At 58.4% G+C, this 22763-nt stretch carries 16 protein-coding genes, 2 pseudogenes and 1 riboswitch; of the genes and pseudogenes, 10 read left to right on the forward strand and 8 right to left on the reverse strand.

The features are described from left to right. The first annotated feature begins 216 nt into the window (after positions 1–216). The 4 genes and pseudogenes from GO606_RS17090 to GO606_RS17105 all read left to right on the forward strand — a co-directional run bounded on the left by GO606_RS17090 (position 217) and on the right by GO606_RS17105 (position 3029). Entirely contained in the window at positions 217–996 is a 780-nt protein-coding gene (locus GO606_RS17090) for a DNA-binding protein (protein ID WP_169120664.1), read from the forward strand. Positions 997–1187: 191 nt separating this feature from the next. Then, positions 1188–1439 carry a ribbon-helix-helix domain-containing protein gene (locus GO606_RS17095; RefSeq protein ID WP_169120663.1) on the forward strand — a complete coding sequence of 84 codons (252 nt, stop codon included), beginning with the start codon at positions 1188–1190 and terminating at the stop codon, positions 1437–1439. A gap of 109 nt (positions 1440–1548) precedes the next feature. Continuing rightward, positions 1549–1740, forward strand: a complete 192-nt coding sequence (locus GO606_RS17100; RefSeq protein WP_246979689.1) for a type II toxin-antitoxin system RelE/ParE family toxin — start codon at positions 1549–1551, stop codon at positions 1738–1740. 546 nt (positions 1741–2286) lie between these two features. Next, positions 2287–3029 (forward strand): annotated as a pseudogene (locus GO606_RS17105) (IS5 family transposase). A 101-nt stretch (positions 3030–3130) separates the two neighbouring features. Here GO606_RS17105 and GO606_RS17110 read toward each other — a convergent pair. The 5 genes from GO606_RS17110 to GO606_RS17130 all read right to left on the reverse strand — a co-directional run bounded on the left by GO606_RS17110 (position 3131) and on the right by GO606_RS17130 (position 8190). Further along, on the reverse strand, positions 3131–4633 hold the full coding sequence (locus GO606_RS17110; protein ID WP_246979691.1) for a DNA recombination protein RmuC: 1503 nt from the start codon (positions 4631–4633) through the stop codon (positions 3131–3133). Between the two features lie 270 nt (positions 4634–4903). Continuing rightward, positions 4904–6205: an IS1182 family transposase gene (locus GO606_RS17115; protein ID WP_169120921.1), complete on the reverse strand. Its 1302-nt coding sequence runs from the start codon at positions 6203–6205 to the stop codon at positions 4904–4906. 67 nt (positions 6206–6272) lie between these two features. After that, positions 6273–6566 (reverse strand): hypothetical protein, encoded by a 294-nt coding sequence (locus tag GO606_RS17120; RefSeq protein ID WP_169119554.1) that lies wholly within the window; start codon positions 6564–6566, stop codon positions 6273–6275. A 344-nt stretch (positions 6567–6910) separates the two neighbouring features. Continuing rightward, complete coding sequence (locus tag GO606_RS17125) at positions 6911–7333, reverse strand: hypothetical protein (RefSeq protein WP_169119555.1); 423 nt, start codon at positions 7331–7333, stop codon at positions 6911–6913. Further along, a complete protein-coding gene (locus GO606_RS17130; protein ID WP_169119556.1) occupies positions 7330–8190 on the reverse strand; it encodes a hypothetical protein in 861 nt (286 codons plus the stop codon). Before GO606_RS17130 ends, GO606_RS17125 begins: the two co-directional genes overlap by 4 nt. Before the next feature lie 244 nt (positions 8191–8434). On the opposite strand from GO606_RS17130, the gene GO606_RS17135 reads away from it, so the two are divergent. Further along, on the forward strand, positions 8435–8788 hold the full coding sequence (locus GO606_RS17135; protein WP_169119557.1) for a DUF3658 domain-containing protein: 354 nt from the start codon (positions 8435–8437) through the stop codon (positions 8786–8788). A gap of 173 nt (positions 8789–8961) precedes the next feature. Here GO606_RS17135 and GO606_RS17140 read toward each other — a convergent pair. Both GO606_RS17140 and GO606_RS17145 read right to left on the reverse strand, forming a co-directional pair. Continuing rightward, positions 8962–9164, reverse strand: a pseudogene (locus tag GO606_RS17140) (transposase); the annotation flags it as partial. Positions 9165–9283: 119 nt separating this feature from the next. Continuing rightward, positions 9284–9958, reverse strand: a complete 675-nt coding sequence (locus GO606_RS17145; RefSeq protein ID WP_169119558.1) for an alpha/beta family hydrolase — start codon at positions 9956–9958, stop codon at positions 9284–9286. Positions 9959–10852: 894 nt separating this feature from the next. Continuing rightward, positions 10853–10939: riboswitch (cyclic di-GMP riboswitch) on the forward strand. Positions 10940–11427: 488 nt separating this feature from the next. On the opposite strand from GO606_RS17145, the gene GO606_RS17150 reads away from it, so the two are divergent. From GO606_RS17150 to GO606_RS17170, 5 genes are all read left to right on the forward strand, one after another. Beyond that, on the forward strand, positions 11428–16302 hold the full coding sequence (locus GO606_RS17150) for an AAA domain-containing protein (RefSeq protein WP_169119559.1): 4875 nt from the start codon (positions 11428–11430) through the stop codon (positions 16300–16302). Positions 16303–16409: 107 nt separating this feature from the next. Then, positions 16410–18179, forward strand: coding sequence for a hypothetical protein (locus tag GO606_RS17155; RefSeq protein WP_169119560.1), 1770 nt, complete (start codon positions 16410–16412; stop codon positions 18177–18179). A 50-nt stretch (positions 18180–18229) separates the two neighbouring features. Continuing rightward, positions 18230–19369 (forward strand): coiled-coil domain-containing protein, encoded by a 1140-nt coding sequence (locus GO606_RS17160; protein ID WP_169119561.1) that lies wholly within the window; start codon positions 18230–18232, stop codon positions 19367–19369. Continuing rightward, positions 19366–21207, forward strand: a complete 1842-nt coding sequence (locus GO606_RS17165) for an AAA family ATPase (RefSeq protein WP_211166735.1) — start codon at positions 19366–19368, stop codon at positions 21205–21207. Before GO606_RS17160 ends, GO606_RS17165 begins: the two co-directional genes overlap by 4 nt. Then, entirely contained in the window at positions 21204–21818 is a 615-nt protein-coding gene (locus GO606_RS17170) for a 4Fe-4S single cluster domain-containing protein (RefSeq protein WP_169119562.1), read from the forward strand. Before GO606_RS17165 ends, GO606_RS17170 begins: the two co-directional genes overlap by 4 nt. A 458-nt stretch (positions 21819–22276) precedes the next feature. On the opposite strand, the gene GO606_RS17175 is transcribed toward GO606_RS17170, so the two are convergent. Then, the gene (locus GO606_RS17175; protein ID WP_169119563.1) at positions 22277–22759 is read right to left on the reverse strand and encodes a hypothetical protein; all 483 of its coding nucleotides are present in this window, start codon (positions 22757–22759) and stop codon (positions 22277–22279) included. Between the last annotated feature and the right edge of the window lie 4 nt (positions 22760–22763).

A 22763-nucleotide genomic window follows, 5' to 3' on the forward strand; every position in this document is an offset into this window, starting at 1 on the left:
CGGACCTCCCGCGCCGTGCCACCGTCGAGCCGAGCAAGCGAAAAACTACCTTGCACTTTGCGTAACGTATCGTACGGTTAAATCGTACCGTAACGTTCCACGAAGGAGCGGATATGCCCCGGGAAGCCACCATTACCTACGATCAAGTGGCGGCGATCGCTGACAGCATCAAAGCCGGTGGCGGAAGACCGAATCCGCGCCAGATCCGCGAGCGCCATGGCACCCGGCAGCCTCGGTACGATCCACAAACTGTTCCAACAGTGGGAGGCCGGTCAGGCTCAGCCCGAGCGTATCCTCGCCCTTCCCCCGCCGCTGCAGCGCGCAATGCTGGATTTCTTTGCCCAGGAACTGACCACCGCCCGGGCGGCTCTCGAAGCCAGGCTGTCTGATACCCAGACGGCGGCGAACGACCTCGCCGCCGAGAACGAGCGCCTGGCCGGCCAGATCCAGGGGTTGGACGAGTCCTTGGCGAATCTGCGCGGAGAAAATGCCGCCCTCACCGGCAAGATCGAGCAACTGGACGTCGATCTCGCTTGCGCCCGGAACGAAGCTGCCGAAGCGCGTCGAGCTGCCGAAGCCGCCCGCACCGAGTTCCCCAAGGCGCACGTGCGGCTCGAGAACCTGCCCGTCCTCGAGCAGGAGAACATGCGGCTTCGACGCGCGGTCGATACCGAGCGCACCGCCCGCACCGATGCCGAACGCTTGGCCGCGACCGCCGAGGCAAAGGCCGCGGGCCTCACCGACCGCCTGACCGATACGCAGGAGCGGCACGCACATGCGGTGGCCGGCCTCGAGCGCGAACTCCGAGAACAGAAGCAGCGCAACGTGCAGCTCGAGTCGGACCTTTTGACGATTCGCACGGAAGCCCGCGACCTGGCTACCCGGCTTGCGCAGACGGCCGGTGAGATCGAGGGACTGCGCGCGCGGGCCGCTGTCGGGGGCTTCGCCCGAGGATCGAGAAGCCCGCCCGAACGGCCGCTGAATCCAGGGCCGTGAGGCGGTCGGTCTAGATGGGTTACCGGCCATAGGCCTAACATCAAGCCGGACCGTGGTTCTTTCCTCTCGCGAGCTCACCTCTTCAATCCAATGTCGTCATCAGCATCCCTGCGAAGCGGCAGCCCAAGAGGCATGGAGGCCCGGCAACCTGATTCTTGCCAAATTTTGCCAAGCCACTTAAGGCTGAAGCCATGAGCACGATGAACATTTCCTTGCCCGACAGTCTGAAGGCCTTCGTGGATTCCCAAGTCAGCGAGCGTGGCTACGGCACCAGCAGCGAGTACGTGCGCGAATTGATCCGCAAGGATCAGGACCGCCAGCGGTTGGGTGGCTTGCTCCTGGCGGGCGCCGCCTCTGCACCGGCATCGCCAGCCGATGCCGCTTACTTCGAAAAGCTACGTGACCGGGTACGCAAGGCTGCCAAGCGTGTTTCTCGCGGGTGAAGATCAAACCGGCGGTTCCGCGCGAGCAGGCCAACCAGGACGTTGACGACGCGGTCGCCTACTACCTGGAAGAGGGGCCGCGTCGGTCGCACTCGATTTCATCGACGCATTGGAACAGGCCTACACCCACATCGGTCGCCATCCCAGCACGGGTTCGCCTCGCTATGCGCATGAATTGCACCTTCCTGATCTGCGCGCTTGGGCGCTGTCTCGCTACCCCTACCTCGTCTTCTATGTCGAACGGCCAGATCACATTGATGTCTGGCGTGTGCTGCAGGGCCAGCGCGACATTCCCGTATGAATGCAAGACCCGGAGGCCTTCGCCTGACGCCCCCGCCCGGCGTTCCATGAGCCAGTAATGCACACCGAGGCGGTCGAACGCGACGACGCGCCATCGACGACCCTCTACGACTGATACCGCTGTTCGTCGTTCGGGCTTCGGTTCGTCAGCTTCCAACGGTTGAGCCGCCATTCGGAAGTGCCAGGTGACCGGCAAGTGATCGGCCTGAACGGCCGTTGGCCTTGTAGCCTGAGTCGGGCCGCAATGTGCCGGACAACCGCCGTTCAGCCGCTGCTGACGGTCAATGGCGGCTTCCGCGGCCGATGAACTCGAACTTTCGACCCACAGCTGCCCTTCGCTTCTCCGCCATTCCAACGGCAGCTAACCAAAGTCGAGCAGTCATACGGACCGATTACCCACTTGCACCACCTCAACCTGAACGGACATTCGAGCTTTGGTCGCTAACGGCTGGAGTGTATCGTTCAGCCGTCGTAGCCTTAGGACCTGTTCACAGTAGCCGATTTGTGTTTCCATCCGGGATTTTGGATGTTGACCATGGATCGACGAATGTTGAGTGATACGCAGTGGGCTCGGATCGCAGACTTGCTCCCGGGCAAACCGACCGACAAAGGCGGCCGGGCGGCCGACAACCGTCGCTTTGTCGAAGCAGTGCTGTACCTCGCCCGAACCGGCTGTCCCTGGCGTGACCTGCCATCGGAACTGGGCAAGTGGCACTCGGTGTATGTCCGCTTTTCGCGGTGGGAGCAGTACGGGGTATGGGATCGCGTTGCCCAAACCCTGTGTGGAGAGGCCGATCTGGAAGAGCTGTTCATTGATTCCACCGTCGTGCGTGCGCACCAACATTCGGCCGGCGCGCCCAAAAAAACGCTGGCGATCAGGCGATCGGTCGCTCGCGGGGCGGACTGAGCACCAAGATCCACGCCTGCGTCGATGCGCTTGGCAACCCCTTGCGGCTGATTCTGACCGGCGGACAAGTTGCCGATGTCACCCAGGCGGCTGCCCTCATCGAAGCCATTGCGACCGACGCGGTCATCGCCGACAAGGGGTACGACAGCGATGCCTTCATCGAGACCATTGAAGCCAGCGGCGCACAAGCCATTATTCCGCCTCGGCGAAACAGGACTTCCCAACGACACGTCGACTGGCATCGCTACAAGGCGCGCAACCTCGTTGAGCGGTTCTTCAACCGACTCAAACAGTTCCGACGCCTGGCCACGCGCTACGACAAACTCGTTCATCGGTTCAACGCCTTCTTGCAACTGGCATGTGCCTACATCCGGTTACTGTGAACACGCCCTAGCAGTTGGCGCGAGCAGTAGGTGTAAACCGGTTCAATACGACTTGTAGCGGCACCTGCGATTTTTTGAATATCGGAGCCGGATTTTTCACTTCACACTGGCACTAAAACGGAAACAGGGTCGGGCTCTCTGTCCTCGAGGTCATCTTCGCCGCCGGCCACCTCGAACGGCAGCAATGCCGCTGCTTCAGCCGCCGGCAGCGCCTCTACACCACGGAGCTTGCGCGACACTGCACGGGTGCGCACCTGCGCCTTATCGATCGTTTCAGACGCCTGGTGGAGCTTCTTCTGGACGAGATCGAGCACATCGCTGTATTTCGCCCACTCGGTCTTGATCGCCCCCAGGAGATTCCAGACTTCGCTCGAGCGCTTCTGGATCGCAAGGGTGCGGAAGCCCATCTGAAGGCTGCTTAGGATCGACCAGAGAGTCGTCGGCCCAGCGATCACCACGCGCTGGTCGCGCTGCAGCGCCTCGGTAAGGCCCGGACGGCGAATCACCTCGGCGAAGAGGCCCTCGATAGGCAGAAAGAGGATGCCGAAGTCGGTCGTCGCGGGGGGACTGAGATACTTCGTGCTGATGTCGCGGGCGCACTGCTTCACGCGCGTCTCAAGCTGCTTGCCGGCGGCCTCCACCGCCTCCACGTCGGCCCGCTCCTGGGCGTCGAGCAAACGCTGGTAATCTTCTACCGGGAACTTGGCATCGAGCGGCAGCCACACCGTCTGGTCCCTGCTGTCACCCTGGCCCGGCAGCTTGATCGCGAATTCGACTCGCTCGCTGCCGCCGTTGGTGGCGACGTTGCTCCCATACTGCTCAGGCGTTAGCACCTGCTCGAGGAGCGCGCCGAGCTGGACCTCGCCCCAAGTGCCGCGGGTCTTCACGTTGGTGAGCACCTTCTTGAGGTCGCCCACCCCAGTGGCGAGCGTCTGCATCTCACCGAGCCCCTTGTGCACGAGCTCCAGACGATCGCTCACGTGCTTGAAGGACTCGCTCAGGCGCTTCTCGAGCGTGCCCTGCAGCTTCTCGTCGACGGTCAGCCGCATCTGCTCGATCTGCTTGGCGTTGTCTTCCTGCATGCTCTTGAGCTTCCCGTCCACCGTCGTGCGCACGGCTTCAAGCTTCGCATCGACCGACTGCGAGAGCTTGTCGATGGCGGTTGCCATCGCTTCGAGCTGGCTCTTCTGCAGGCTGGAGAGCTGCCCCATGGTCTCGCTGAGCGACGTCGCGATCCCCTTGAGATTTGTCGCTACCTCCTCGCGCAGGAGTTTCGCGCCGTTTGTCGACTCGGTGCGCATGCCGTCGAGCCGCTCGCCCAGCGACGTGTTGAGTGAGGTGATCTGGTCTGAGAAGTGCTTAAGCTGGGCATTAAGCGCCTCGGTCATCGCGCATGAGACCCGTTCGAGCGTCGTCACCATCTCCTCGCGCAATGCCTTGGCGACCGCGGCCTGGTCGGTACGCAATCCTTCCTGCTGCTCGGTGCTGGCCTTGGTGAACACGGCGAGCTGCGTGCCGAAGGCTTCGAGCTGCTTCTCCTGGATCTTGGCGGATTCGGCGACCGATTTGGTCACGGCGTCCGAGAGGGCGCCAATGAGTTTCACGACCTCTTCGCGCAGGCTCTTGCCGGCGGCTCCCGACTCCGTGCGCAGGGCCTCGAACTGGTTGGCGCTATTGCGCGAGAACTCCTGCAGATGGTCCGAGAACCCGTCGAAATGCGCCTTTTGCTGCTCAGAGTTTGTGAATCTTTCGTTCGCAGGACCGATTAGACGCGCGAGCGGGGTTAACGCCGTTTTGCTGGGCGCGATAGGGTTTTTGCACCGTTTGTGCTGCTATCGACGGTTCATTTGACGTTTTTCCCCATTTTTCGCCCCTTAAACCCCGATTCCGGGAACGGCAGACGCACCTATCCCTACCCCGAGCAATTCCGGTGCGAGGCTGACCATGCGCATCAGGTTGTGCGCCAAAGCAAAGATCAGCATCACACACTTGACCTTCGCCAGACCCCGCACCCGGAACTGCTGCAGGCCGCGGTTGCGGCTGTGCGCATTGACGCATTCGGCCGTTGCCGCTCGCCGCTTGTAAATGACCTTCGCCTCGTCCGTGCCCATCCGTTGCCGCCAGGCCGCCACCGCTTCGCTGTCGCCGGCCTTCGCCTGGTGAGGATCGACCGCCTTGTTCTTGGGTTGCGGCACCGGCCCATAGACGACGGTGCTTTGGCTCGCCTGCTCGATCTGCTCGTGTCCGACGTAGCCGCCATCGACCAGCCAGGCTTCGGGCAGCCGACCGCAGCGCGCGGTGACCTGCTCGATCATCGGCACCATCTGCCCTTGGTCGCTGCCGACGGTGGCCACCTCGACCCCCACGATCACCAGCGAGTCGGCGTCGCTCGCCAGTTGCGGGTTGTACGCCGGCCGAAAGCCGCCGTCGCCCATCTTCATCACCGTCGCTTCGGCATCGGTCATCGACGCGCGCGCCTGGTCGGGGTTTTTGCCTTGCCGCTGCTTGATCGCTTCGATCTCGGGCAGCCGCGCCAGCGCCTTCTCAAGACGCGCTTCACGCTCTTTCGCCGCCCGTAGCCGGGCCGCTTCCCGCGCCCGTTCGGCCTCTCCCGGGTCCGCCTCCACCTCGGCTTTGAGCCGCGCGACTTCGGCACGCGCCGCCTCCAGGTAGCCTTCGAGCTTCTCCTTGCGGCGAAACGAGCCCGCCCCGGCGCTGGCGCGCACACGCATCCCGTCCTGCGCCACCTGTTTGAGCTTGACTACCCCGGCCGCCATCAGGCTGGCGATGCTCACACTCAACAACTCGTCCAGCCCTTCGCCCTGATCCTTGCGAAAGTCCGAAAGGGTGTGGTGATTGACCTGAACCCCGCCGCACAACCAGCGGTAGGCGTCATGCGATTCGATCAGCCGTGACACCGCCCGCGCGCTGCCCACCCCGTCGAGCGTGGCGTACAACCACAGCGCCAGCAAAATCTCCGGCGCGATTGCCGAGCGGCCCACCCCGCCATCGACCGCACGAATCCCGGCGTAGAACCGTGACAGGTCTTGCCGCTCGACGTACGCCCACACCAGGCGCGCCCGATGCCCCTCCGGCAGCAGTGACTCCAGGTCACTCGCCCGAAACTCCATCTGCCCCCGGTTGGGCAGCAGCACCCGTGCTCGCGTCTTCGTCATCGGCGCAAATCCAGACCTCGTAGCAAGACCTAATTATACCAAAGGCATATAACTGGCCGGGGATTTTTCACAGCCTCTCAGCCGCCTTCTCGGCCAGTCCTGAGAGGTTTTGGCTCAGTCCCTTGAAGGCGTCCGCGAGCTCTTGGCGCTGCTCGCGCCCCGTCTGGTTCCACTCTTCGCGGTTGCGCGCCATCTCGTCGCGCACGAGCGTCTCCGTGCGCTGCTGTGCCTGCTCGAAGCCATCCAAGCGGGCGGTGAGCTGGAATGCTTCCGAGTTCGAACTCCGCTTGAGCAGCATGAACTGCAGCAAGCATACGACCAGCAGCAGGACGAGCGCGCCCATCAACAAATATTCGATCATTGTTCCATACCTCCCCATTCTGGACTCAATAAGGAGAGTATACAAGCTATTGTCATCGTACTACATCTCAACAGAATAGTTGATATATGCATAATGAGCACCGTTAGGTCGATGAAGCGAAGATCTGCCAGCCGGCGTGCTGAACGAGTCGGCCTGGAACGCCGATAGCCCTCGGATTGTGGGGACGTCGGCAGAAGCCGCAAGCCAGCTTGACGGATTGAGCCGCGGCAGTGCTGTCGACAACTGACGCACGGCGCTCAGCGAGGCGAACAAAAAAATGACCCGGGTAGAGCCCCGGGCCGAAACTACTACAGGAGTAAAGTGAGGCCAGGGCTATAGCGGGCTCAATGCATCAATCCCACGAGCAACATGCGCAGCTTTTCCAGCCCTCCGCTGTTGTTCCAGTCGATCTCATAGCACTTGGCTACCGGCTCGCCCGTCGCGTCCGGTTTGGCAAAAGCACGATAGGCGCTGTGTCGGAATTCATTGAGGCTAGAACGGACGTTCCGTGCGGCACGAACTCCCTGCTGTTCGTCCTCAAGCTCGGCCCGATACATCCCGGGTGCAACCGCGACCCGAATCGCGTTCAATCGGTCCTTGTGAATCACGACCGGATGGTCGAGCTGCGGTGACTCGACGACGATTGCGCGAACGCGAGACCCTGAGCCGGTCTTGGCTGGCTTCAATCTGCAGCCTGCGGATCGGATCGCCTCTATGAATTGAGCTTCGCGGTACATGTCGATGGTCACCACGCTTCTAAGAGTCATTGCTCATCTCCTATGCCACGGAAACAATTTCGTTTGGACTGTGCCTGAGTGGCAACAGAATCTTTTCTTAGGAGGATTTCATCGTCATCCTCCGCCGCTTCGAGAGCATTCAGGTCGATTCCGAGCTTGTCGTACACCGACCGGAACACTGAGTCGGGGAATCCCTCTGGAAGCGTTGAACGGATGAAGCCACGACGACCGGCGAGCCAGCGAATCGCCTCCCCGCGCTCCACGTACAAGTAGTGCCCGTCGCGCTTCACGGTCAAGCGCCGACTAGGCGGCTCACTTAAACGGGCAGAGTTTCGAACGCTTCGCTCGGTCATGTTTGCGAGCAAGGCAATCTCAGTCAATGTGAACAGCGACCCATTGAGGCCCATTAGCTCTGCAAAGAGGCGCACGAAATCCCATTTCTCCTCTATCTCGTTGGGCACGTCCAGTTTCCACCGCGCATAGAACTTCGTGAGCAGAATTTTCAGGCGTTGGATATCGCCCCCCGTTGGAACCCCGTAGAACTCGTCCATGTAGTCAAAGGGGCGGATCTGCGCATACGTGAAGGCCATCACGTCATGTAGCGTGTCGCCGAAGTTGAAGAGAAACTCTGGGAAGAGACCCTCGTAAGCGTAATCGCGCACCTGCTGGAGTTGGCCGTAGATTGTGCTGGCTTCGGCTACCTCGATCATTCGGGCACGATATTCCATAGAGTTGATCTTGCCCACGGCTAGCCCAACCCCGCCAAAGAGATCCAGCTTTGCGGACAGACCATGCATCGCGTCGGTCACGATGCCCAGCAGATCCTCATTAGAGAGCGCATATGCGCTTGTTCTACCGGGAAGCTTTAACGGAAGAAAGTTTGGCATGATGTTGTCCCCCTGACATTTCGTTGAACGCATCATAGCTACTACGTGAAAACGTATGTGCTGTTTCTGAAGTACACAGTTCAGGACAAACAGATAATCTGAGACTGCACACTTCCTTAGATTCCGCGGTCGGACTGGGGGGTCCCTTCGGTCTGAGCTTCAACCCAGACAGTCAGTGCATCTCATACACCGTGGCCGCGTCAGGACGGCGCACGGTGGAGATCGACACGTCACTCTAAAACGCATGCGCGCCCTCGACGGCGGGGAGATCGCGCGGTTCGCAGGCGAATGCGAGCGTAACCGTAGCTTCCCGTCCGGCGTGCGGCGCTGGACCGACGGTCGCATCACCCACCACGGCGACGACTTTTACGACGCTTTGCTGCTCGCTCAGTGCGATGACGACTGGCAAGCCGCCGATCAGGTGATCGGCTCGGCGCAGTGGGAATGCGACGAGTTGCTCGGTGACGTGTTCTTCGCGTGGCGACTGCGTTGCCTAGCGAGAAGCGGGCGCCTATTGTGGCGCAACCCGGACGGATCGCTCGCCGAGGCCGTGGTCAGGCTGCCGGGATCGGGCGGCGCACAGGGGACGCTGCATTGAGGCGCGCCGGCGGGCACCGACGACCGGCGCACCGAGGCGGTCGAACGCGACGACACGCCGTGGATGAACGTCTACGACCCATGCCGTCGTTCGTCGTTCGGACTTCGGTTCATCAGCTTCCAAGGGTTGAGCCGCCATTCGGAAGTGCCAGGCGACCGGCACGTGAGCGGTCCGAGCAGGCGCTCGGGTGGGATCGACGGGCGGCCGACACTCGAATACAGCGCATTCAGATCCGCCGAAATGGCGGCGAGCGCTCGATCGGCGAGCGCTCGATCGGCCAGCTCCTTCACCCGCCGCAGCGGATGATCCGCGGTACACGCGACTCGGGCGAGAAGTAATGGTACATCGAGGATTGGGGATCGAGTTGGCCACGCATCGCTGTCAGGACGGGAGTTTCGAAGACGACTCTATGACGAAGGCCTTATCGGTTCGTTCACTGAGTTCTGCATCAACCTGCTAACGCTCTCGAAGAATTTCCTCGGGGCAAGCGCGCTCCTATCGCCCCTCTTGCTGTTTAAGCCAGTTGATAACGGCATCGGCTACGGGTTTTTCGTAGCCACGATAATCGTGCTTGGCTCCTGGAATCTTGACTTGCATGAACTGCTGCGACACAAGCGGCTTTCGAAACGACGCGGCTTTCGCATCCATTTCGTTGTCGCCATAGACATCGATCACCGGCACCCCCACCTTTCGCAGATTGAGGTTGGTGTTCAGCGGCTCTTTGCCGCCCGCTGTCAGCCCTACGCCGATGAATCCAACGATGTGGGCGTCAGGATTGTTCGCCAGAAAACCGGTTGTCATTCGCCCGCCCATGCTGTGGCCCATCAGGTAGATGCGCTCGATTTTCTTCTCGTTCTTCAGGTAGTCGATGGCGGCCTGGATGCGCCGGTACGCCTCGGGAAATGATGCGGCCAATTGCGGAGAATCGACCGCATCGGCACCCGGGTCTGGCATTCGAAGCGACAAGGTGTGCGCGCCTAGCTCCTGGTGAATGGCCTTCCGTAGCGGTCCCACGACGTTCCCGTCAGGGGAATTGCCGCGGCCATGCGCCAGGATGACCGCGACCTTCGATGCGTTCCCGTCAAGGTATTCACCTTCAGGCATTTGAGCGACGGCCTGGGTCGCCACGACGCACCCTAGAATCCAAAGGAACGTGTGGAGTGCGTGCATGGCGAACCTCCGTGCGGCGGATGCGGGCTTGGCTCGCGCTTCCGGGAAATCGGGCGCGCCACTTTATAAAATAGACGATCCGGACGGCTCGTAAGCCGCCCGTCTCATCGCGATCAGGAAAGTGGGGGCGCCCAGCGCCCACGATCGACCCGTGGCCGCTTAAAGTTTGGTGAGGTAGCGCTCTTCAGGCGCTGAAGAACGAAGCCGGCTCCACGGGAGCGCTCGACGCGCAGCGCAAGGCCGCGATCACGAGCCAAGGGTACGTTGCGCCGTAAAGGAGCGTAAGCCCCCGACCAACCCGTCTTGGGCTTCAGCGGCGGCTTCTGACCCACCAGCTTGCCCTTGTTCCAGGGCTCCCGATGCTCGTGCGTCTCCACCACCGACTCCCTGGCTGTTGATGGGAGTCTGATTGTTCGCCGCTATACGAACGACCGCTTCTCGGATAGCGCGCGAGCTCGTGCTACCGGCCATCACCGGCCGTTGGAGATCCGGCCAGGATTTCCCTCGCTGGATCGTCTTGGGTGGTCGGTTTACGGCGGCCAACTTGAACCCCGGCTTGGCTCGACCCGGCCAACAAGAGACATAGGGTCTGAGCAATTCCAGTCAACGCTAACGGCGAGTAACTGATCCTCTATCGGTCAGACTGAGACAAGTTATTTCCCTCTGCCACCATTCGGCAGCGGCTGCCTTTGCAGCCGCAATGCAACTACTACCTGCTGCCAAGCGGGCCACGATAATTCGCTGGGCACCGAGCGGCAGCCTCGCCGTGCCCATGACGTGCCGCAGCTGCACCGAAGCAAAGGTGCCCTCTCGGGAAATTACACGAGGTTTTGCGCCAATGCCGTGAACAATTCACTTCCCACTGCACAATGAGCCCAGCTACCATATCACATACGAGTTCAAAGGCAAACGGCGCTGAAACGTCGGACGCAAAACCACGGTCTCCATCCTGAATTCCAGAAGGGCGGCCGGGATGTCTCGCAAACGGTGCTTCCACACCGTTACCGAGCAAGCCTCCCTGCCTCCTTACGACGTCTGTCTTCTCGTGAAGGACAATCGATCTTGATGGAAGCACACCATGTCACATTACCAGCCTAACTAAGACCCCGATAGAGGTGGACATGAACCGTCCGCTCCTTCCGGGCGCATTTTCGAGCATGCATTCCTGATCGAATGCTTTAGGTTTAGGCTTAAACCACCCGCTTTATCCTGGATGTCATACGGCTGAGCGCCCGATCATTCCATCGGCAAAAGCCATCAGCAGCAATGACCATGCTCAGGTGGTGAAGAGGGCTTCGATCTTAGTGTTCATGCCGGGCGAGGTCGGCGGTGGGCGATTGTGCCACTGACTGGCGTGTTTGTTGGTGATTCAATTTTCATCGGGAATGGCACGCAGCCGTTGCCCGCATTAGCACTGTGAAGCGTTCGGTCAACATTCCGAGCAACGCCGTAAAGAGAGGGCGAAACCATTGGATGGAACAAACACGGGCACATCTGCAAATCAGTTCACCGATTGTGTTGAAGGGCTGCTGATCGATCATGTGCGCATTTCGTTTCGCGAAGACGAACTGAAGCTTCAAAACATTAGCCAGAGCATTGATCAGGTTAAAGGAAGCACTCAGGAAATTGAATCTGGGTTGCGACATAGAGCCACGTTTAGGCTTGAAAAGCTACTGGCTTGCCTAGAGCGCCTGTCCTCCGATGGCGAGGGTGCGACCGCCCAAATCCAGAACCTTAAGTCTGATCGTCACAACCTTCTATCACTCCTTCACAGGGGGCAGGCGGATTGTTGGACTGACTTGGAAAGGGAGGCCGCGAAGTCGAATGCTGATGCATCTTTGTTAGATGCTGCGATGGAAATCTCTCAGTGTGAGAGGCAGATCGAGACACTGCTAACCCAACGTGATCAGCTTTTTCAAGAGGAGCAAACCTGGGCGTCGAGCAAGAACGCCAGCGAGGAGCTCTTGGCAATTCTCGCTGCCGGAGCTGAACCGACTTCATATCAGGCACTCCTCACAAAAGAAAGGATAAGCCTTGAGGCTGAACTACAAAAGGCTACGGATAAAGCACATCGCGAGCTGGCAGAGCAGCATAAAGCGCACTCGTCTGCTCGCGCAACACTGTCGCAGCTAGAAAAGGAACTCGACGAGGCTCGCGTTCGCGCGTCTCAGTTGGAATCGGCTCGAAAACTTGATTGGATTGTCCGCCGTCTTGATCCTCGGAGTCTGCTCAGGCGTGGAGTAGATGTCATACAGAGGGACTTTGAATTGCAGCAAGACCGAGTCCATGACTTGTGGAGCGCGGTCACAGCCCTCGGAGCAAAGATTGATGAGCTGGGGCGACAGCACGAAAAAAAACTGGTATTGCTGCCAAACGCTGTTCGACAAAAGCTAATCGACGAAGCCGGTCAAGATGCGAGGAGTGCCTCCATGCGTCTCACTGAGATTGCGCGGATGTCTGATCAGATTGCGACAAATCTGGACGCGCAGCAATCCGATTTAGCGTCTCGGAAAGCACGCTATGCCGACGAACATCAGCAATTTCTCGATAATCATTTTGTGGATGCCCTCCGTCAAGCTGCATGCAATCTTGACGATATCGATACGCGCATCGCTGCTTCAATCGATCGTCAAGTGCGCACAGAGGAGAACTGCACACGCCTAATGCGAATAATTGAAAGACGGCGCGCAAAGACGGACGCCGACCTTCTGAATCTTCAGCGTCAGGAAAGTGGCCAACTCGAACATCTTGAGTGTGAGGTACGCAGACTGCGTCTCCGACTTCGGGATCGTGCATCGCGCGCCGGCATGGTCCATGACCATGCCTCTAACACCTTCCGGAAACAAGAACTTCTCCGGAACCCGACACAAAAAATCCGCGTCACGTATCGGCGTAACGGCGATGAGCCAATTGTTGTGAGCAACTTGCCGATCTTGCTGCAGCGCCGGGCCCAGACCGGCTACGTTAGCAAAGATGATGAGAGGTTGTCGTCTGTCATTGCATCCCTTCTCGGAGATGATGAACCCGCTGAAGAAGACCGAGTAGACTTTATCGACCATTTTTGCGATATGTTTTTCGGGGACGATGACGAGGAACGTGCGTTCCTAGTGTCTTTAGTCTCAAAGGAGACCAACAGCGTTCTCGCACTCATCAGACCTGCGAGGGTACTTCCGCAACTGCACGATGTACTACCGGGGGCAATGTCGATATCCGTTCTGTGCCGCTTCGTGCACGGCGAGAAAAAGACCCCGGAGAACACCATCTTATATGTCCTGGATTGCGCCCTTGTTCCAGACTGCGAGCCGCGTCCCTTTGAGCGCAACATCGCACTGGTACGCCACGTTGCAAGAAGTCGATTGCCGATGGCTACTCACGCTCTGGACGCGTTGCTTGACCAAGTGGGGTCGCACCCCCCTGTTCTGATGACCGAACTCGAAGACCGTCTTCAGGATTGGCAGGGCTATCTGGACTGGGCCGATGAGCAAATTTTTGCAAAGGCCCCTTGGGCAGTGCTTGGTCCAGGGGAATGGAAGGGTTTTATCTGGGAAGGGCTGATCTTCTGCGAGTCCAAAAGCACAGCTAGCATGTTCATACCCGGCGCCGGTTCAGCCGATTTTCGACAACGTTTCGAGCTGTTCCAACTGGAGTCGCCGTGGCGGTGGGACGGCGTTGCAAGCAGGCAACGTGGATTTCGTTGTGAAAACCTCGAAGTCATGGACAATAGCCCAACGACAGATCTCTTGAGAACATGTCCCTGGTCACAGGCTTCAGCACTTCTCGTCCGCATTGACTTTTCAGCCAGAGAGGCCACTCGACGTGCTGAATTTACCGAGGACACACTGTTCGGATTGTGCAATGTGTCGGAAACCGCTGGTGCGCGAACCCAGATAGGGCGGTACAGGGATGCACTGACGCAGCTTCAACTCTCCATGCCAAGGGGCAGATTTGGTAACCGGCTGCCCTCCGCCCCCTACCTGATGGCGTCTCTTTTCAATGTCACGCAGGCAGCAATACCCACGGCTATAAAAGGTCGGCTGCTTAACAGGGACATCGCCAAAACCTACCGGCTCAATGAGGATCAGGGCGCAGCGGTCGAAGTCATGCTTGCGTCACCCGAAGTCGCCTACATCCAAGGCCCGCCCGGGACCGGCAAAACAACGATGATTGCTGCGGCTTGCGCACATTTCGTGCGATCAGGACAGCGGGTACTGATCGCGTCGCAGACAAACCTTGCAGTTGAGAACGCACTTGAGCGCCTGATCGGTGATTCCGAGGTCCGGCCACTTTGGCTCAGCAAGAACGACAGTGAGCAAAAGAAATCTGCTGCAATTGCGGACTGGTATCGTATGGCGGCGGATCATGTGGAAAGAGCGGTATGCAATCCTTCTCGGACGCTAACAGACGAAGTCGAGAGCCTGCTGAGCTGGCTGGACCGTGCCAAAAAGCTCGACCTTAACGGAGACCAAGCCGCATTGGAGTTGCAGAAGCGCGAAGACGATTTGCGCCGGTCGGAAGTTAGGCTGACTGAGATCCAGCAGCTTCAAAAGGCGAATTTGGAAGCCCGAGCACGCGCTGCTTGGTGGGCCATGGCGTATGATGCCCTCGCCACATTGGCCGAATGGGATCCTTCCTGCTTCTCTCCCGCGCTTGCTCCGGAGACGACCGATCTGCTCAAGCTACTTGCGACATTTGACGGCAAAGCCCCGCGCCTTGACGTCTCGCCAGGTGCATTACACCGTCAAACGCAGGAGCGCGTTCAGGACATCCAGGCTCAGCTGAGTTCAGGCGGTGATCGGGCCAAGGACGCAGAGCGGATCAGGCGCCAGATACTCGACACATGGCCTAACGTGACATTGCCCTCGCAAGGCCTCTATGGGGAAGATCACGTCTCATTGGTTCCTGCGGAGGCTGAGGCAGCAGTTCTGCGAGCGCGACAGTCGCTTGAGGATGCACAAAGCCGTGCGAACGAGATTCATGCGAAGACCCGGACTTTGTTGTCCGCGATTGGCGGCCTTCTCGATTTGCCTGAGGTTCCGACAGATCTCGCGTCTGCGATTGACCTCGTCGAACGTCATGCCGATTTGCAACGGATTCGGTTGGACGACATAAAACCACTCGGGGATTGGTTGCCTTTATTGGACCAATGGGTCGCCGACCTGAGGCAGCAAGCAGAGAATCCTCCTGCCACCGATCGGATGGGAGAGCGCTACGTCCGCAGCGCGAATGTCATCGGTATTACGTGCAATTCCGACTTCAAAATACTATTGGACAACGGATTTCCTCGATTTGATGTGGTCATCATTGACGAGGTGAGCAAGGCAACCCCCCTTGAACTTCTGCGGCCGATGCTCTTAGCCCCAAAGACCATCCTTGTCGGAGATCATCGCCAACTTCCTCCGACCTTCGATTTCGCATCTTTTGGTCCGTCCGACAAAGCGCCGACGGAGGATGAGGACCAGGATTCTCTTGAGCGCGAGGCGGAATTGCTTCGTAAGTATGAGCGACTAACCACAGCGTCGCTGTTTCGCGACGGATTCGCCGAAATCGATGCGGGGGCCAGAGCCGCACTGAAAACCCAGTACCGCATGCATCCTCAGATTATGTCACTAGTAAATCGCTTCTACGACGGGCGACTGGAGTCGGGATTGGTCGATCCTGATGGGTTGGATGAAAGCTCCCGTTGGTCATGGCGGACGCATGGTCTCAGCTTGAACTCTCGAACGGGAGGGCAATACGTATTACCGCATCTGCATGTGCTCTGGATCGACAGTTCAGAGGACGAAGTCGGCAGGCCAGCCTATGAAAACAGCGACGGGACCGGCATTGGTAACAAGCTTGAGGCTCGCCTTGTGGCCCAGATCGTCGAAGACATCGTCGATGCATGCGAAAGGGAGCAGCGAAAGAAGTCCATCGCAGTCGCAACCTTCTACAATCGTCAGAAGCGTCTGATCCGCCTCGCACTGCAGGAAAAGCTTGGTCGAAGGTTCAAGGATCTGCAGATTGACGTCGAGACGGTCGACCGGTTCCAGGGCAAGGAAGCAGACATCGTTATCGTAAGCATGGTTCGCAACAGATCTCGGCGCCTGGGGAGCAATTCGAACCCAGCGAAATTCGAGAGGATCAACGTCGCCTTCTCCCGCGCTCGCGATCTGTTGGTTGTCGTCGGTGCGCGAAAGACCTTCGAGAGGTTCGATGTCGCGATCGAGCCTGTGGATGGTGGTCCGCCGCGAAGGACCTGTGTGTATGGCCAGATTGTCGATGACATCAAGGATATGGGAGGACTATGGCAGGCCAAGGACATCCTTGGAACAGAGTCGCCCCGATCTGGGGATCGTCCCGCATGAGGCTTGGGTCTGTATCTGTCTGGTTTCCGGTCCTGCACCTTAGTGCAGAGGTGACTTATCGCCTCCTTCCAGAACTGACTCCGTTGCATCGGGCTCTGGAGGCTGCCGTGAAGGAGTTTTCGAGCAGTAGTAACGCATTAGCTGCCGCGCCCATTCCAGAGCTTTTCCGTCAGCTCTTTGGGATATCTGGCTCCAAAGATATCCTGCCCGATGTGCTTAACGATTTGATCGAACGAGGCCGTATCCATCGGGTTGTGGAAGATGGACGCGTTCCTTCCTTGCTTCGAATTATCGATCTGGCTCCCGGGCGAAGTGGAAGAGACATGACGCGTGAGCCCATTTTGTCCGAGGCAGACAAGCAAGCAGCTCAGACCCGAAAGATCGAGCGGTACTTCGATCCGGTGCTGGAAGAGATCGTCGGTGCCGACGATCTCGTACCCCAGCCGCAAGACGCTAACCACTTCTGCGTGCCTGCCGAACCCTTCCTGATGCACCCTCCAACATATTGGGTGGAGCGCGAACTCAGGGCCGAATTGCACGACGACGTAAAGGTATACACCGCTGCCGCCGAACTGGTTGGTCACCGATGGCGGTGCAGTGAAGCAGAACTTTTTCTCAAAGACGGCGAACTTTCGGTCGAATGCGGGGAAGCTCGAGAGAGTGAGTATTTGCGAGGTCTGAGTCAACGAGTGCGGCGATCGTGGCTGCTGCCCAGTAGCTTGGACGGATCTATGCACAGTCGAGTTGAGGAAGGGGCGGAGTTCTCCATCCACTGCCAGTTGCCCTTAAGCCTGGATGGCCTGGTCTTAACCCGCGGGCTCCCCGAAACGGTTCGGGCGGGGCTCGTCATGCCACCATCCGTTGTTCTCGTCGGACTCGATCTTGCGGCTGACACTACGGAGCCGACGCTCATCCCGGCGTCTGCAGAGGGGCGCGCGATGCAGGTCGTTTATCCGCGCAACGACAATCCAGGCATTGCGGGAATCTTTCTGTCGAACGAAGGGCGCGAGTATCTGCGGCTTCCGGTAACTTGGGAAGGCCTGCATGCTGAGATCGGCGTATTCCGCGCCACGCAAGGGCTTCAGCAGGACGGATCCGTATGGCGCGATGTGATCACGGCGCTTGAAGCAGAATGTCGATATTCGGATGTCCCAGAGATATTTGTGCTGCCTGCCTTCTGGCTGGACCCAGCAGACTTTTGGCGCAGCTTGTCTGAACGGTCGGGTAGCGAAAGCAATGGTCGGACATGGATGGCGGGTATCGTCGGCGCATTGAGGAAGCTACCCTCTTCCGTTCTCGAGACTTTGTTGGAAGCCTTGTTCCGTGATCGGCGGCTGGACCAACTCAGCCGCGCACATCCGGAGCTTGCAGATCTCGACCCCACAGCAAAGGCATTGGTATCAAGAAAACAAAGGGGTACCCATGGCGCGGCAGCGGTCCCGCGGTCCTGCGAAAGAGTTATCGCATTCGACACTTCGTCCTTCATTCAATTTGATCAACTCGTCGATCATCTTTTGCCGACGGACTTCCTTGTTTTTCCGCAGGCTGTTGCAGGCGAAGTCGAGAGAAAGAAAGGACAGCACGAGGATTTCCGCATAATAAGCCGGAGGAACTTGAGGGCAATTCGTCGATTGCCAGAAGACCGCTGGGCGGCACCTTTTCACGACTACAGCTTTCTCGCGCCAAGCGATATCCAAAACGTGGATGGGCAAATCATCGCAACGCTGGTCCCATATAGCCAAGCTGGTAGTAAAGTCATTCTTGTCACGCAGGATGGTGACTTTGTAGCTAGATGCAAACCCTACGGTATAGAATCGATGACAGCAGAAATGTTTATGGGTCATCCAAAAGCACAAAGAAAAGGTGCTGAGCAATGAGCTTTGTCGCGGATCGGGGCTGGAGGATCGAGGCACAGAGGCGGAGAGAGATGTATCTCGACCGCATTAGAGATGTGACGAAGGGCTATGCCGAACGAAATCGGCAACGCCTTGAGTCATTGGTTACGCAAGGTTTGGATAGCTACGTTAGCGACGACTACCATAGGTGTCGTGCATCGCTTGAACAGGTCGAGCGACTCCTGTCCCAAGACCCCGAGCAGGCGAGAGACGAGAATATCCGCCTGTCCGCCATGATGCGCTCCTTGGGCGCGCACGCCCGTGATAACCGTCGAGCAGCCCAGATAGCCGAGAGGGAAGCGGCACAAGCGGCAGTCGATGCGGAACGTGACGCTGCGCGCGAACGCTTGGCAGCCGAACGCGATGCGCGCGAAGATCGAATCTCGCAGGAACAAGCGGCGCGCGATGATTTGCTCGACATGATCCGCAAGGCCCGCCAATCGATGCCGGGGGCGATCGAGCGTGACCTCTGCCAGCCAGATTTTATAGCGCTAAGTCACGAAATTGAACGTCGTAGATTCAACCTTGAAGAACTCGGGCAGGTCCGGCTCGAGTTGAAGAGCCGCCTCGAATCGGTGAAGGCAAACGCCCGGACGAAGGCGGAAGCACTAAAGATTGCCGAGCAACGCGATGAGGAACGAAGTGAAGTGTTAGCCGCTCTGGACGACGCGTTGGCCGTCTACGCGCGGATGAACGACGATCTTGCGCAGTCGGCGATCCGAAACCTGAAGACGAGTCTGGCCGATGAGCGGGTCACGATGCAAAGCTTGAATGACAGCCTTGCAACAATCCGTCAGGCGGCCGATGAACGCGCACTTCAGGAGGCGGCGCGGCGGCACGTGGTCGGTGGTCTGCTGCGCGAACTTCGTAATGCAGGTTTCATCGTTTCCGAACCGAAGCTCGAAGGGGGTGAGGCTGCTGCCGTTGTGATCAAGGCGCAACGCCCGTCGGGCGCACAGGCGGCCTTTCGTGTGAATCTGGACGGGATGACCTACAAGTTCGACCACTACCAAGGTCAAGCCTGCCTCGATGACGCGGTCAAAGTTCTGCCCCGGCTGCAAGACATCTATGGGATTGAACTCGAAGATGAGAGGATATCTTGGCGAAATCCGGACATGATCGGCAAGTCGGAGAAGCGTCTGCCCGATAGTTCCGGAGAGCGCAGAAAATGAGCACTGTGCATCGGCCAATTTGGCTTCGCAGTCTTGAAGCAAACGCGGGGTTAGTTTCCTGCATAGTCGTTGACGGCGAAGTTCATGATATGCGTCGAAATCCGTGGACGATGGAGTATCAACGTGTGCCGCAATTGGTCGCGGAGGCTATTCGGGAAGTGGCATTCAAGACGGTGATCGAATGGGATCCCGTGACAGGGATTAAAGGTCGCGACGCCGCGAGATGGGAAGAACTTGCGAGAGCGGTAGGGCCGAGCGAGGCGCGGGGCGCGACTTATGCTGTTGCTCCGGAGGCGCATTACGATAGCGAGCCGCAACGAGCCTCTGTGACCGTAGAGGACTTTGCCGCGGTTATGCTCGCCGCGATGGTAGATGGTACCGATCGACCAACAGCTTTTGTTGTGAATTTTGCGAACTTCGCTTTCTCGTTCGGCCAGCAGCCTTCGCAAACAGAGCGTGACCTGCTTGCTCGACTTGCCAAGGCGATCATTGGACGGGACTTCTCAGAGGTGACGGGGCACAGAAATCTGCTGGTACTGGTCTCTCCGTCAGCACATGCGCTTCCCCTCTCTATGCTGCCTGGACCTGCCCATGTCCGCGAGGTGGTGGTGCCCTTGCCGGATCGAGAGGAGAGGATGACGCTTCTCGGAGATCGCCTTCATGAGTGGAAACTGAAGAACCAGCCCAAGCGAGGTCAGGTGGCCTATGAAGATCTCGTCGATGCACTGGACGGAATGTCATGTCAGGATATTTTTAATATAGAAGAACTGTCCCGCCGGTCTGCGGAAACTGAAGAGCTGACGGCCGACCAATTGCTGAGCCTCTATCGCCACGGCATTCAAACAAGCGCATGGGAAGCGCTCAGTCGCGATAAACTCTTGACAATGCCAGAGGTATTAGCAGAGCGGGTGAAGGGGCAATCACACGCCATCGAGAAGGTAACTGCTGTAACAATCCGAGCCTATACCGGTCTAGCAGGATTGCAGCATTCCAGACGGCAACGAATGCCGAAGGGGACGCTTTTCTTCGTGGGACCGACGGGGGTCGGAAAAACGGAGCTGGCAAAGACCCTTGCAGAGTTCCTCTTCGGAGATGAGGAAGCCTTCATTCGCTTCGACATGTCCGAGTTCAACCATGAACATAGCGATCAGAGACTTGTTGGCGCGCCGCCAGGATACGTTGGCTATGAGGAGGGTGGACAACTTACCAATGCCATCCGCAAGCGTCCATTCTGCGTCCTTCTCTTCGATGAGATCGAAAAGGCCCACTTGCGGATTCTCGACAAGTTTCTTCAAATTCTCGAGGACGGTCGACTTACGGATGGACGCGGGCAGACGGTAAGCTTTTCCGAAGCAATCATCATCTTCACATCGAATATCGGCGCGGCCGAAATTAACCCGGCATGCAGTGACGAAGAGGCGAGGGACGCATTTCAGCGCAGAGTGCGGGATCATTTTGTCCGGGACCTGGGCCGACCCGAGCTACTGAACCGAATTGGTGACAATATCGTCGCGTTTAACTTCGTTCGAGACAGGGGCTTTCTGGCCGAAATCATGCGCAGCAAGCTCGGCCCGCTTCGGGCGCAACTTCAGGATAAGTATGGCATCCGGGCAGTTCGGATCGCGGAAGAACGCACATTTCTTGACCGGATCGCTCGCGATATCGATCCGACTATGGGTGGTCGTGGTGCCATAACAGCATTAACAAAGTGGTTGATCGACCCGGTTTCAAATTTCCTATTCACAGAGATTTCGGACAGAAGCATGTGTATCGGTAAGACTCTCGTCATCGCGCTAGCTCCAGATGATTCAATACGTGTCGCGCTCGAGGCGCCATGACCAGTTATCTAAATATTGCAAATAGAATACCAAACACATCCGTCGAGGGCCCGGGATTGCGGTATGCGCTTTGGGTCCAAGGCTGCGACATAGGTTGCCATGGCTGCTGCAATCAGGAACTGTTGCCCTTCGTGCGTCGGGAGGTGATGTCGTCCTCCGAGATCACTTTCGAGATCGAACAGGCCCGTGCCATTTATGGAATTGAGGGTGTAACTTTCCTTGGAGGTGAACCGACATACCAGGCAAGCGGGTTGGCCGAAGTCGCCGTCTCCTGCCAGTTATTGGGACTGTCAGTGATGGTGTTCACTGGCTTTCGGTTGGAACAACTTCGTCAGCGCAATCTCCCCGGTGTTGACCAGTTATTACGTAACACCGATATTGTTGTCGATGGGCCATTCGTTGCTGCCCGGCGGGATACAAGGCGCAATTGGGTAGGGTCAGAGAACCAATATTTTCATTATCTCACGAATAGATATGAGGCTTCGATCGAGACGTTCTCTGAGGACCGCTCCGCAGTTGAAATTCGCATTGGATTGAATGACCGATTAGAGATCAATGGCTTCCCCTTTATTAGTGACCTTCAGCCCGCCTCTCAGCTGAACGACGCTTAGTGACGACTAAGCTATTAGGTAACCGTCCGAACGGTGGGATTGGCCGAGGTCGATTCTGTCAGCCTGAAGAAACGACTGGCAGCTTCAAGACCGGAAAGCCGACTTAGACCTTGCAAACATCATCAGGCAGCTACGGGTCGACACGACTCGTCGGCGAGCGGCTGCTTACGGGAAGCGAACCTCCAACGGCGGCTTTCCGGCGACGAATCGGGTGAGGTGTCGGTCGCAACCCGACCCGAAGCGGCCGCACAGGCACACTGGGCTGTCGCAAGTTTCGCTTCCAGGAAGCTGCCGTTCGTGATCTCACACAACCGGCCAGAAGCAGCCGCCCCTCCAAGTCGGTCCATTTGTACCGACGTCAATCTTGGAGACCCAGCGACCCAGCCGGCACAATGATTCGAACACCAAGGGGTTCGCCGCGACGGCGAAGGATCGCTGCGGCCATCGGAACTGCCCGTTTACTTGTCGGTAGAAGCATCGCCCGTGGACTGGGGCACCGCGGGCCGAGGATCCGAGGCTATAGAGCCGGCATCGTTATCGGTCGTCACGATTCGGACGCCGGGCAACGACACCTCGATCTGCTTAAGAGGTTCCTTGAGCAGCGCGTACTCGGCGGCGTCGACGACGATATCGAGTTTGGGGTGCGATCCGGCCGTCGCGTCTTTCAATCCATGCAGAGTGGGGTTCTGCACGACCTGATCGAGTTTCGCCAGGATCTCCTCGTGGCGCTTCTTCGCGGCGTCCGCTGCCGTCTTTCGGTAATAGGCAGCAATAGCTTGGCTGACGATGAACACAACGCCCGCCATGATCATGGTCTCTAAAGCGAAACTGGTGCGACTCGTCAGCTCGGACGGCCCTTCCACATAAATGTGTCGTATCAGTTCATCCGAAGTCGGGAGTGGCTTGTCGAATTCGGTATTGTCGTCGACGATGACTTTCATGGTT

Source organism: Aromatoleum anaerobium, from assembly GCF_012910705.2.
Taxonomy (GTDB): Bacteria; Pseudomonadota; Gammaproteobacteria; order Burkholderiales; family Rhodocyclaceae; genus Aromatoleum; species Aromatoleum anaerobium.

Coding starts and splice junctions, on each gene's coding strand:
- GO606_RS17090 (WP_169120664.1), top strand. CDS start 217: ATGGCACCCGGCAGCCTCGGTACGATCCACAAACTGTTCCAACAGTGG.
- GO606_RS17095 (WP_169120663.1), top strand. CDS start 1,188: ATGAGCACGATGAACATTTCCTTGCCCGACAGTCTGAAGGCCTTCGTG.
- GO606_RS17115 (WP_169120921.1), bottom strand. CDS start 6,205: ATGACGAAGACGCGAGCACGGGTGCTGCTGCCCAACCGGGGGCAGATG.
- GO606_RS17120 (WP_169119554.1), bottom strand. CDS start 6,566: ATGATCGAATATTTGTTGATGGGCGCGCTCGTCCTGCTGCTGGTCGTA.
- GO606_RS17125 (WP_169119555.1), bottom strand. CDS start 7,333: ATGACTCTTAGAAGCGTGGTGACCATCGACATGTACCGCGAAGCTCAA.
- GO606_RS17130 (WP_169119556.1), bottom strand. CDS start 8,190: ATGCCAAACTTTCTTCCGTTAAAGCTTCCCGGTAGAACAAGCGCATAT.
- GO606_RS17135 (WP_169119557.1), top strand. CDS start 8,435: ATGCGCGCCCTCGACGGCGGGGAGATCGCGCGGTTCGCAGGCGAATGC.
- GO606_RS17145 (WP_169119558.1), bottom strand. CDS start 9,958: ATGCACGCACTCCACACGTTCCTTTGGATTCTAGGGTGCGTCGTGGCG.
- GO606_RS17160 (WP_169119561.1), top strand. CDS start 18,230: ATGTATCTCGACCGCATTAGAGATGTGACGAAGGGCTATGCCGAACGA.
- GO606_RS17165 (WP_211166735.1), top strand. CDS start 19,366: ATGAGCACTGTGCATCGGCCAATTTGGCTTCGCAGTCTTGAAGCAAAC.
- GO606_RS17170 (WP_169119562.1), top strand. CDS start 21,204: ATGACCAGTTATCTAAATATTGCAAATAGAATACCAAACACATCCGTC.
- GO606_RS17175 (WP_169119563.1), bottom strand. CDS start 22,759: ATGAAAGTCATCGTCGACGACAATACCGAATTCGACAAGCCACTCCCG.